The sequence below is a fragment of the Antarctobacter heliothermus genome (genome assembly GCF_900188425.1).
Lineage (GTDB): Bacteria > Pseudomonadota > Alphaproteobacteria > Rhodobacterales > Rhodobacteraceae > Antarctobacter > Antarctobacter heliothermus.
This window is the reverse complement of the sequence record NZ_FZON01000055.1, coordinates 1-11,820: the sequence shown is the minus strand read 5'-3', so window position 1 is coordinate 11,820 and position 11,820 is coordinate 1. Positions and strand designations below refer to the sequence as shown.

The 11,820-nt window shown below is 64.9% G+C and carries 9 protein-coding genes and 1 pseudogene; 6 read left to right on the top strand and 4 right to left on the bottom strand.

Going from position 1 to position 11,820, the window contains the following annotated elements:
* Positions 1–87: 87 nt before the first annotated feature.
* The 6 genes and pseudogenes from CHB90_RS20730 to CHB90_RS20705 all read left to right on the top strand — a co-directional run bounded on the left by CHB90_RS20730 (position 88) and on the right by CHB90_RS20705 (position 7,840).
* Entirely contained in the window at positions 88–1,764 is a 1,677-nt protein-coding gene (locus CHB90_RS20730; protein WP_089279739.1) for a sulfatase-like hydrolase/transferase, read from the top strand.
* A gap of 515 nt (positions 1,765–2,279) precedes the next feature.
* Positions 2,280–4,019, top strand: coding sequence for a DNRLRE domain-containing protein (locus CHB90_RS20725; protein ID WP_089279738.1), 1,740 nt, complete (start codon positions 2,280–2,282; stop codon positions 4,017–4,019).
* A gap of 111 nt (positions 4,020–4,130) precedes the next feature.
* A complete protein-coding gene (locus CHB90_RS20720) occupies positions 4,131–5,018 on the top strand; it encodes a LysR family transcriptional regulator (RefSeq protein WP_089279737.1) in 888 nt (295 codons plus the stop codon).
* Positions 5,019–5,154: 136 nt separating this feature from the next.
* The gene (locus CHB90_RS20715; RefSeq protein ID WP_089279736.1) at positions 5,155–6,150 is read left to right on the top strand and encodes a GNAT family N-acetyltransferase; all 996 of its coding nucleotides are present in this window, start codon (positions 5,155–5,157) and stop codon (positions 6,148–6,150) included.
* A 133-nt stretch (positions 6,151–6,283) separates the two neighbouring features.
* Positions 6,284–6,904: an NAD(P)H:quinone oxidoreductase gene (gene wrbA / locus CHB90_RS20710; protein WP_089279735.1), complete on the top strand. Its 621-nt coding sequence runs from the start codon at positions 6,284–6,286 to the stop codon at positions 6,902–6,904.
* A 155-nt stretch (positions 6,905–7,059) separates the two neighbouring features.
* Positions 7,060–7,840 (top strand): annotated as a pseudogene (locus CHB90_RS20705) (EamA family transporter).
* On the opposite strand, the gene CHB90_RS20700 reads toward CHB90_RS20705, so the two are convergent.
* From CHB90_RS20700 to CHB90_RS20685, 4 genes are read right to left on the bottom strand one after another with little or no spacing between them, the layout of a single operon-like run.
* Positions 7,827–9,071: an NAD(P)/FAD-dependent oxidoreductase gene (locus CHB90_RS20700; protein ID WP_212591626.1), complete on the bottom strand. Its 1,245-nt coding sequence runs from the start codon at positions 9,069–9,071 to the stop codon at positions 7,827–7,829. The pseudogene CHB90_RS20705 and the gene CHB90_RS20700 sit on opposite strands and share 14 nt — an antisense overlap.
* Positions 9,072–9,108: 37 nt before the next feature.
* Positions 9,109–9,924, bottom strand: a complete 816-nt coding sequence (locus tag CHB90_RS20695; protein ID WP_170941131.1) for a maleate cis-trans isomerase family protein — start codon at positions 9,922–9,924, stop codon at positions 9,109–9,111.
* Positions 9,921–10,352, bottom strand: coding sequence for a M24 family metallopeptidase (locus CHB90_RS20690; RefSeq protein ID WP_089279733.1), 432 nt, complete (start codon positions 10,350–10,352; stop codon positions 9,921–9,923). Before CHB90_RS20690 ends, CHB90_RS20695 begins: the two co-directional genes overlap by 4 nt.
* Complete coding sequence (locus CHB90_RS20685) at positions 10,345–11,406, bottom strand: pyridoxal-phosphate dependent enzyme (RefSeq protein WP_089279732.1); 1,062 nt, start codon at positions 11,404–11,406, stop codon at positions 10,345–10,347. Before CHB90_RS20685 ends, CHB90_RS20690 begins: the two co-directional genes overlap by 8 nt.
* Between the last annotated feature and the right edge of the window lie 414 nt (positions 11,407–11,820).

Below are 11,820 nucleotides of genomic sequence, written 5' to 3'. Positions count from 1 at the left end.
TACACCCGTTAGGCAAAACCACGGGAGGGGGGATGCGACTGACTGCATTGGCGCGCAAACAGCGTTGCACAGGTCGCGCATGACGCCATGGCAAAAGCCAAGAACATCCTTTTCATCATGTTCGACCAGCTGCGCTGGGATTATCTGAGTTGCTATGGTCACAAGACCCTGCACACGCCCCACATCGACCGGCTTGCCGCAAGGGGCGTGCGCTTTACCCGCGCCTATATTCAGTCGCCGATTTGCGGCTCTTCGCGGATGTCGACCTATACCGGGCGCTATGTCCACAGCCACGGCGCCAGCTGGAACGGCATCCCCCTCAAGGTGGGCGAGATCACCATGGGTGATCACCTGCGCAAGCAGGGCATGTCGTGCCATCTGATTGGCAAGACCCACATGCGGGCCGACGCCGAAGGCATGGCGCGACTGGGGCTGGAGCCGGACAGCCTGATTGGCGCGCGCGTCGCGGAATGCGGCTTTGACGTGTTTGAGCGGGACGATGGCATGTTGCCGGAGGGGCCGGATGGTCCCTATGATCCGAATGGCGCCAAGAACTACAACAGGTTCCTGAAATCCAAGGGCTATGTCAGTGACAATCCCTGGCACGACTTTGCCAATTCGGGGTTGGACGACGCGGGCAACGTTCTGTCGGGCTGGTTCCTCAAGAACTCTGGCGAGGCGGCGAATATCGCCGAGGAAGATAGCGAAACACCCTATCTGACCGGGCGCGGCATGGATTTCATGGCGGCGCAGGACGGCCCGTGGTGTTGCCACCTCAGCTATATCAAGCCGCATTGGCCCTATGTCGTCCCCGAACCCTATGCCAGCATGTATGGGCCGCAGGATGTGCAGCCGGTGATCCGCGCAGACGCCGAACGGGCAGAGGCGCATCCGTTACTCAAGGCCTTCATGACCACCCGCGTGGGCAAGGCGTTTTCGCGGGCCGAGGTGCGCGACGCGGTGATCCCCGCCTACATGGGGCTGATCAAGCAGGCCGACGACCAGATGGGCCGCCTGTTCAAGTGGATGGAAGACACCGGGCGGATGGAGGACACGCTGATTGTGCTGACCTCGGATCACGGCGATTTTCTGGGTGATCACTGGATGGGGGAAAAGACCTTTTTCCACGACACCTCGACCAAGGTTCCGCTGATCATCTATGACCCGTCCGAGGCGGCGGATGCCACGCGCGGCACGGTCTGCGACGCGCTGGTGGAATCCATCGACCTTGCCCCGACCTTTGTCGAGGTCGCCGGTGGTGCGCCCGAATATCATATCCTGGAGGGCGAAAGCCTGCTGCCAATCCTGCGCGGCGAACGGACAGACACACAGCGGGATTTTGCGATTTGCGAATACGACTATTCGGCCTCGCCGGTGGCGGCGCAGATGAATGCCTCTGTGCGCGATGCCGTCATGTTCTGCGTGATCGACAAGCAGTGGAAGCTGATCCACTGCGAAGACGGACATCGCCCACTGTTGTTCGATCTTCGGAACGATCCGATGGAACTGGCCGACCTTGGGGCGCGGGAGGACCACGCCAAGATCATCGACGCCATGTATGACAAGCTGTTCACCTGGACGCGGCGACAATCGCAACGCACCACGCGCAGTGAGGCGCAACTGGTCGAAATGCGCACCAAGTCGGGGCGGCGCGGCATTGTTCTGGGCGTCTATGATGAAAACGACATCCCGTTGGACCTGACCGTGCATTACCGTGGCCGCAAGGCCGCAAACATGAAAGCGCGACCAGACGGCGATGCGTAGGACACATCGTGGCGTCCGTGCCCGGCACCATCCGCCAGAGGTGTCGGTGCGAGTCGTCATATCCAACGGGGCCGGATCCCGCTCCGGCCTTGGCGCAGTGGGCGGGCAAATGAGACGTTTGCGCGTTCGGCACTGCCGCGCTGCGCGTGCTGCGATCCCCGGTGTTGTCCGGGATCGGGGCGATCCTGAGGCAGGATATCTGTGCCTTGGCGGGGCAGGAGACGGCGATCCGGGTACGTTGACCTGATGGCCGCTTGACGCAGGTCAATGCAGTCGGCGGCATCCGCCCACAATCTGGGGCGCAGTGAAACCGCAGTCCTGTCTCCGGTCCGTGCGACCTGCCCGCTGCAATCAAGGCGGGCAACGCCGGTGGGGGCACCTGCACCAACGAAGCAGGGCCAGACATGCGACGACCGCATCGGAGCAAAGACAAGAGCAGGCTCGGCACACTGGCCTGCGCCGCTGCCGCGCTCAAGTCGCCTGCCTGGCGGGGACAAAATCAGGGGGCTGTTCGAATGACCGGGACACGCAATGCCGTTGTGGCTGTCTGGCACGCCGGGGTGCGATGCCTTTTGGGGGGCGTGCTTGCGCTGGAGTTGGGCGTGGGGGCCGCGATGGCGCAGCCGGTGCTGGATGCCGCCGGAGTCGAGGATTTTCTGATCGACCACCTTGCCAACGACCTTGGGTTGAGCGGCGCATCGGTTGTGATCGAAGATCGGGCCGTGCTCATCACGCTGGGGTTTGCCGATGTGGCCGAGGATGAGGTGGTGAGCAAACTGGCGTCGGTCCTGCGGAGCGCAGGCACCGCCGCACATTGGTCTGACACGGTGCATGTCACCGGGCATGATTTGGCGTCTACGCTGTTTTCCATGCAGGTGCCAACTGCCGCCATCACGGCCTATGTCGGTGGCGAGATCACCTATGAGGCGTACCTGTCATCATGGGTGATTGCCGGATTGGATAGCCCGCAGGCGCGGGCCTCTGCCGCGCCTGTTGTGGTGGCCCCCTCTGGTGACACACATGTCTATGCTTACAATTGGCAGGGCTGGCACCGCGCGAACTGGGGTGGGTATCACGTTCTGGGTGCGGGCTGGCACCCGGCAGGCGGCGAAAAACGCAGCTTTCTGATGTTTGATCTGGCGGGCATTGATCTGGACAAGGTGCGCCGGGCTGAATTGCGACTGTACCACTATCACACCTCAGGGGACGCCGCGCAGTCCCTTGGCGTCTTCCGGGTTGTCGAGGCCTGGCAGGAAGGGCGCGGAACGTATCAGCCCGGCACACCTGCGCTTGCCGGGGAAACAACGTGGGTACGGCAACCGGCCTTTGATCCGCGCCCTGCCGCGCGGCTGGATCTGCTGCGCCCACCAGAGCGGGTGGTCACGGTGGACGTCACCGCGCTGGTACAGGCTTGGGCCTCTGGCCTGCCAAACCGGGGTTTGATGCTGGGAACGCTCGGACGGCCGGAGCCGGACACGCCCGAGGCGATGTTCGGCTTTTATGCGCGCGAGCACCCGGACCCGGACAAGCGGCCCGCATTGGTGCTGTACGCGGATACGGGCGCGTCGGTCCGGGCAGAACCGGCAGGGCCAGCGCATTGGGTGGTGATCGATGGCACGATCTCAGGCGATGCGGTCACCGACTATGAGCTCGAATTTGACGGAGAAATCCACCAGGTTGACGGGACAGTTGGCGGGCATGTCGTCACCGAGACCGGCGACGACCGCATTACCGGCAACCGCGTTTTGGGCCGGGTTGGGGACGGCGCTGACGGCTTTCGTGTGACAGGCACGCTGCGGACCCTGACGCTGTCCGCGCCTGAGGCCGCTCGCGTGGTCATGGACGGCAAACAGATCTGGGCACCGGTTCCGGCCTCGGACGCGCCGGGAGACTATCATGAACCTGCGCGAAGCTCGGCAGAGCGCAAGGCGATCATTGACGCCGTGCGTGGGCCGATCTCGGCCGAGATCGGCACGGAATTGGTATTTGACGTCGTGCGTCTGCGCAGTGACGCCACCTGGGCCTTTGTGGATGCCACACCCTTGTTGCCCGATGGCAGCCCGGTGGATTGGGCCAAGACCCCCTTTGCCGACGCCTGGGCGCATGGCATGATGACACAAACCGTCTGGGCGCTGCTGTACCGTGACCCCGGCGGCTGGCGGGTGGTCGACCATGTGATCGGGCCGACGGATGTTTATTGGTATGGTTGGGTCAAACAATTTGGCCTGCCGGTTGCGGTGTTCCACGAACCCTGACGGTCCGGAACAGCCCTGAACGGCGCACTGGTCTTGGCATCCTGTCAGGATATGGCATTCTGCGCTCCGTTGTAATCAACGCGCGGCCTGGCCCGCGAACGGAGCGCCGGGATGGACAAACTGTCGGTCATGCACGCCTATTGCCGCATTGTCGAACGCGGCAGTCTTGTCCGGGCGTCAGAGGATCTGGGGGTGTCTTCGGCCCTGCTCAGCCGTGAGCTCAAACTCCTGGAGGAAAGCCTTGGCTGTCTGCTGCTGACACGCACCACGCGGGCGATGTCGCTGACCGATCAGGGGCGGCACTACTACGAAGAAGCGCGCGCGCTCTTGCAGGCGGTGGGTGAGGTCGAAGACCGCATTCGCGCGGGCGTTGGCAGGGTGCGCGGACATCTCAGGATCAATGTGCCTTCGTCATTCGGTCAGGTGGTGATTGCGCCGATGCTGCCCGGGTTCCTGAACCAGTTTCCTGATCTGCGGTTTACCATGTCGCTGGACGACCGGGTGGTGGACATGGTCGAGGGGGGGTTTGACCTGTCGATCCGCATTCGCCCGACCCTGCCGGATTCGGCGCTGATCGTGCGACGTATCGGGCATGTCCGGCAGCGGATATTTGGCGCACCCGCCTATCTGGAGGCCGCCGGGACGCCGCAGGTGGCACAGGATCTGACCCGGCACCGCGTGCTGGGGTTCCTGATGGCCGACCACCTGACACGCTGGACCGTGACCGGCCCGGACGGCACGGTGCCGGTTGACCTTGATCCGGCGGTTCGGGTCGGCAGCAGCCTTGTGCTGCGCGATCTGCTGATTGCCGGGCAGGGGATCGGCACCCTGCCGGATTTCGTCTCCGCCGACCCAGAGGCGCGCGGTGATCTGGTGCGGGTGCTGCCTTATCACGAATTGCCGGGGCCAGAGGTCTTTGCCGTCACCGCCTCACGCCTTGGCATGGACGCGCGGGTGAATGCCTTTTTGGAGCATCTGCAACAGGCGCTGGGCGGCTGAGGCGGCTCATTGTGCGTGATCGGATAGATTGATCCGGGTCGGGGACGCTGCCGTTCCAAGAGATCTGGGGACGGCTCTGGCGGGTCGGGCGATCTTTGCCTAAGACTACCCAAACGTATACTCAAGGAGCGCGCCCATGTCCCCCTCAGTTCGCCCCGCCGTCATGGCCGATCTGGATATCCTGACGGATCTGCTGATGCGCGATGCAGAGCAAAGACAGATCGCGGACCCGGACTTGTGGACGCTCAGGGCGGATGCCCGCGCCCAAACCGCCGCTGCGGTCAAGCGGGCGATGGAGAATGAAAATCCGCCGTTCCGTCAGCAATGGCTGTTGGCAGAGGCAGGTGGGGCGGTGGTCGGGGTGATCCACACCATCCTGTTGCCGGTGCCGCCGATTTATGCGGGCGAGTTTGGCGCGCCGGGCCTGATCATGGAAGACAGCTATGTGTCCGACAGCGCGCCGGACGACACGCGGGCGATCCTGTTCGCGGCGGCGGAGGCCGACCTGATAGAGGCTGGCGCCAAGGTTCTTGTGGCGTCGTCCATCGTCGACGGGGCATGGACGCGGGTCCAGACGGATCGGAACTATGTCCCTCTGACACTGTATCTGGCGCGCACAGGCCTGCGCGCGCAGACAGGGGCGGCGTCCGTGCGCAAGGCGACAGAGGCCGATGTGCCCGCCATCGTGGGCCTGAGCGCCGAACACCGGCAAATCCTGATGGACCTGAATGTCTTCTGGAAACCGCATCCCGACGCGGATGTCCGGTTTGGCAGTTGGATGGCCCGCAGTCTGACCTTGCCGGATCGTGACATGTTTGTGGCCGACCCGGAGGGAGAGATTGAGGGATACGCCATCTCACAGCCCGCCACGGCCCTGCATTTCCCCCCCGCGCATGACATCGCGGCAACCGGGTTCATCGACGATTTCCACCACGCCGACCTGCAAGATCCAGATCGCATTGAGGGATCGGGCAAGGGCGCGCTCGACCTCTTCGCAATGGCAGAAGCGGCGCTGGCACAGCGTGGGAACGATGCCGCGCTTGTCGTGTGTCCGGCGGCGTGGGGGGCCAAGAAAGCACTGCTTGAGGCAGCCGGATATGAAACCGCACTGGTCTGGCGTATCAAGCGGTAGCCGTCGCCGGTGTCCTGTGGTGGCGGGAGAATTCTTCAATCTGCGTAAAGAATGACTTGCAAACGGGCCGGTTATTCCCGGCCCGCGCCTGACCGATCTTCTGCGTATCGCAACCCACCGCAGGAGATCCATCATGACCCGCATTCTTGTGCTCTATTATTCCAGCTATGGCCACGTCCGGGATCTTGCCCGCGCCGAGGCCGAAGGCGCGCTGAGCGTGCCCGGCACCAGCGTCGATATCCGGCGCGTGGCCGAAACGGTTCCCGAGGCGGTGCGCCGCACTGCCGGGTATGTCCCGGACATGACGCCGGTAGCCGCGCCTGCGGACATGGCCAACTATGACGGCATCCTGTTCGGGACGCCCACCAGATTTGGCATGATGGCCGCGCAGATGAAGCAGTTCCTTGATCAGGCGGGCGGATTGTGGGCGCGCAATGCGCTGGTCGGCAAGGTTGCCGGTGTCTTTGCCTCGACCGGGTCGCAGCACGGCGGACATGAGGCGGTGATGCTGTCGGCGCATATCCCGCTGATGCATTTCGGCATGCTGATCGCGGGGCTGCCCTACACCTTTGCCGGGCAAACCTCGGCCGAGGGCATTCATGGCGGCACACCCTATGGCGCCGGAACCATTGCCGGGGCGGATGGCACGTTGCTGCCCACGGCGACGGATCTGGAGGGCGCGCGCTTTCAGGGCGCACATGTGGCGCAGATCGCGGCGCGCATGGCGGCCAGTGCGGCAGAGGAGGCGGCGTGATGCTCTGGTTCGCAAAGACAGCAAGACCCGTTCGCAGGCCCGTCCGGGGGCAGTTGCCCAGCATGTCCGATCACTTGTTGCGTGACATCGGGCTGGACCCGGTTCCGCCACGCATTCCGCATCCGCGCCTCTGGTGATCAGAGAGGAGACCTGACATGACCCGTACCACCGATATCTTTCTCACAGCGCTTGCCCCGGCCATATGGGGCAGCACCTATCTGGTCACGACCGAGGCCTTGCCGCCCGATCATCCCGTGACCCTTGCCATGTTGCGCGCCTTGCCTGCGGGCCTGTTGCTGCTGGCCCTGACGCGCCGTCTGCCGCCGCGCGCATGGCTGGGCCGGACCTTTGCGCTGGGCGCGCTGAACTTTGCGCTGTTCTGGACGTTGCTGTTTGTGGCGGCCTACCGACTGCCGGGGGGCGTGGCGGCGACGCTGGGATCGTTGCAGGCGATGATGGTGATTGGCATGGCGCGCGGCTGGCTGGGCACCCCGGTCAGGGCGGGGGCCGTGGCGGCGGCGGCCTGCGGCATCGCGGGCGTGGCGTTGCTGTTGCTGGGGCCGGAGGCCAGGCTGGACCCGCTGGGGATTGCCGCCGGGCTGGGTGGTGCGGCCTCGATGGCGGCGGGCACGGTGCTGACCCGCAAGTGGCAACCGCCTGTTCCCCCGCTCAGCTTTACCGCGTGGCAGTTGACCGCCGGGGGGCTGATCCTTGTGCCGCTGGCGCTGCTGCTGGAGCCCCCGTTGCCGACGTTGAGCGCGCAGAACCTTGCCGGGCTGGCTCTGGCTGGGTCAGGCGCTGACCCCGGTGCAGATGGCCGGTGCGGTGATTGTGCTGGGATCGGTTCTGGCCGGACAGATTGCCAACCGTCCCGCCAGGGCACAATTGCCGGATTTGGCTGCGCTTGGCCGTGCTGTTGAGCTCAGAAACGGGTGATGCGGAAGTGGTGCAGGTCCACCTCCGGAGTCTCACCGTCGATCAACTGGCCCATCAGTCTTGCCGTGGTGGCCGCATTGGTCAGACCCAGATGCCCATGCCCCGTGGCGTAAAAGACGCCCGGGGTTTTGGCAGAGGCAGACAGGATTGGCACCGTGTCGGGCAGGGCAGGGCGGTGGCCCATCCATTCGGATGCCTCGGCAACGCAGAGGTTGGGCAGGGCTGCCTGCGCATGTTTCACCGTGATCCTTGCGCGCCGCCAGTCTGGGGGCGTGTCCAGTCCGGCCATTTCCACCGTCCCGCCGACGCGGATGCCGCCTGCGGTGGGTGTCACCATAAAGGCGCGGGCGGGCCAGATCAGGGCGTGATCCAGATGCAAACCGGGGGCCATGATCTGGGTGTGATAGCCGCGTTCCGTTTCCAGTGGTATCGGCTCACCCAGCCAGCGCGCCATACGGGCGGTGAAAACGCCGGCGCACAAAACGACGGTTCCGGCCTCCAGCGCGCGGCCATCCGCCAACCGCACAGAGGTGATGCGCGCGGCCCTGTCAAAGCCGGTGACATCCCCCCGCAAAACCGTTCCGCCGAGTTCCTCGAACCGTGCAACGATCCGGGTGACATAGCGGTGCGGGTCATTCATTGATCGGTTGTCCGGAAAGATCACCGCCTGCTGGATGTCGGGCGCAATTTCCGGCACCAGTTCCCGCAGCGCACGTTGCCCGATCACCTCATGGGCAAAGCCGAACCGTTCGAGAATCTGGATATGATCGCGGTCGGCGTGGAACGCGGACGCATCCTGATACAGCGCAAGACACCCGGTGTCCGAAAGGTCCTCCTCTGCGCCCAATTCGCGCAACAAGGCCTGCGTATCGCCAAGCGCGCGCGCGCACAGCGCCGCGCCTGCCGTCTCTAGCCGTCGCAACGTGGCGGGCCGCGAGGCCATCAGGAACCGCCAGAACCACGGCACCAGCCGGGGCATGTGGCCCAAACGGACCGAAACCGGCCCCTCAGGGTCCATCAGCCAGCCGGGCACTTGTTGCCAGACCGCAGGGCGCGAGGCGGGCGTGAACTCTGTCACGGCAATAGAGGCCATGTTGCCAAAGGATGCGCCGCGTCCCGGGGCGTCACGGTCGATCAGCGTCACCTGCTTGCCGCGTTTTTGCAGATCCAGCGCGATGGCCGCGCCGACCACCCCGGCCCCGATCACCAGTGTTGGTTTCGATTGTGTCACGTCTGTGGTCCCTGAAAGCGCCGCGCGCGCGGTCTTGTCATTCCGCAGGCAGAGCGGGGGGCACGGCTTGGGCCTCGGCGGCTTCGGCCCCGATACTGGCCGCCACATTCGCCCCGATTCTGGCCCCGATACTGTCCCCGACCGGGATTTCGGACAATCCGGCGGCGCGCGTCATGGCCCAGGCCAGCGCAAGGTTGCTGCCAAAGACCGGCACGCCCAATTCACGTTCCAGTGGTCCGATCACGTCCAGCGTCCTGAGGTTGGTGCAGGACAAAAAGATCCCGTCGATGTCGCCGTGGCGGGCCACCTCGCGCGCGGCGGCAATCACGCAGTCGTGGGTGATGCGCGCCACATTGGCCTCGACCTCTTCGCCAAAATGCACGGCGCGGGTGACGTGCAACCCGTCCGATTCAAAGGCGTCGCACACCGGCTGGGCCACGTCGGCGCGGTAGGGCGATACCAGACCCAGCCTGCGGATGCCAAGGTGCGCGCAGACCGCCCGCGCCGCGCTGAGCGGATCGCAGACGGCCTCTGCCATGCAGCCAGACTGGACCAGCGCCGCCACCCGGTCGACCCCGATCAGGGTCGTCCCCGAGGTGCAGCCGTACCCGACCGCCCCATAGCGCGGTGACTGCGGCAGCATCGACGCGGCCTCTGGCAAGTCCAGTGCCATCTGCGCGATCATGTCCGGCGTCACGGCGGCCCCGGCGCGGACCCGGCTGACATAGATCCGTACAGGACTGCCCCGGAACAGCCGAAGGAAATCGCCCTCGATCGTTTCATCGGTCTGCAGGACGATCAGGCCCAAAGCAGGGCCGCCGGGGTCTGACAACGTATAGGGAAAGCTGCTCATATCTCGATCTCCGGCAGGTCGCAGGGGGCGCGTGGGGACAACAGTTCTGGTCCGTCGGCGCGCAGGACGATGTTTTCTTCATGCACCATGATCTTGCCCGGTGCGATTTCGACACCGGGTTCCAGCGTCAGCACCATATTTTCGCGCAATACGGTCGTGTCGCGGTTGGTACAGGAGGGCCATTCGGTCAGCGTCACCCCCAGACCATGCCCCAGCCGTCCGCCGCAGGGCGTGGCGCCGTGCGTGCGCAGGCTGTCGGTCAAGAGCCGGTGCGCGCCCTGTGCGGTCATGCCGGGACGCAATTCTGTCAGTGCATGGTCTGTTGCCGCATACAGCGCGTCCTGCTTGGCAGCTGCCATACGCGCCTGCAGCGCCTCCCACCTGCGGGCATATTCACCCGCGCCGAAACCGGGCCGCGCCTCAGTCATCTTCGGGCCCTTCGCTGAGGATGGCCAAAACGCACGCGTCAGCGCCGACCCCCGTCAGACCGGCGATCAGCGCGGCCAACCCGGCACCACCCGACGGCGTGGTGGCAAATCCATGTTGGTCCAGCAGGGCAACACCCGCGCGGGCCTCATCTTCGGTGATCGTCACAAAGGCATCGGCGTCGTGAGACAGACCCGCCAGTGCGATCGTGGAGGGCGTCTTGCAGTCCAGCCTGCCCATGCAGGAGGCGGGGCCGGACGTGGTCACAGGGCGACCGGCGCGGATGCTATCGATCAGGGCAGGCGCGGCGTCAGGTTCCACCACAAGGATCTGAGGGGCATCGCCCCAAACCTTGCGGAAATGCGCGGCCAGTGCTGCGGCCATGCCACCCACACCGGCCTGCAACAGGCCATGCGTGGGCTTGGCGGGTATCTGGTCGACGGCCTCCGCCGCCAATTGCAGATACCCCTCCATCACCGCCAGCGGGCGATCGGTGTAGCCCTCCCATGAACTGTCCGATAACAGCGTCCATCCGTTGTCATCGGCGGCCTTCTGCGCGGCCTCCATGCTGGCCTCATAGGTGGCGCCTGCGCGCACGACCTCTGCTCCCTTGGCGCGCAGCCGGTTGGCAAAGGCCTCTGGCACCGCGTCCGCCAGATAGATCACCGCGCGCGCGCCAAAGATCGCCGCCCCCGCCGCCAAGGACAGCCCGTGGTTGCCCGCGCTGGCGGCGACATAGGTGCGCCCCTGTGCCGAGGGCGGCTCAACCCTGCTGGCATCACGCGCGATCACATAGGCCGCGCCAAGCGCCTTGAAGCTGCCCAACCCCATACGCCCGCTTTCGTCCTTGATGTGCAGGTTCGCCACGCCGCAGACCTGCGCCAGGTCCGGCGCAGCGCGCAATGGGGTCACGCCCTGTTTCGGGCAGCGCGCTAGCAACGCCTGAACGGGCGCAGGATCGTCCTTGGGCAGGGGCCAATCGGAAAGAAGGCCAGTGCCCCGGAACGGATTGGCAAAACTCTTGGGCAAGGCCGGCCTCCTGCAATGATCTGACATCCCGCCGAGCCTAGGCGCAATCGAAATGGCGCGCAAACCACGCAACCGGCAGCCCTGGGCGAAATTCGACGTTTGCACCACATGCTCTGCGTGTCGTTCGTGTTGTCAGTCGTGCGTCGTGGGTATGTGCAGGCCGGTCGTGGCTGGAAAACAGGATTGCAATGCAAATTCGACTAGTATACCAGTTCCGATATGACTGCCCCGATCCTTTCAGACTCTTGTGGCAGGCTGTGCGTTGGGGGAGACTGGCAATGACATTTGGCACATGGCGATTTGCACGCGACCGCACCAGGCGCATCCCGTGTTCGAACGGCCTCCTTTCCTGATGTTCGCCTTTTCCCAACCGATATCGTGAAGGAGTTGAGATGACGCGCAAGAGACCTGAAGATCTTCGTTCCGGGCGTTGGTTTGCGC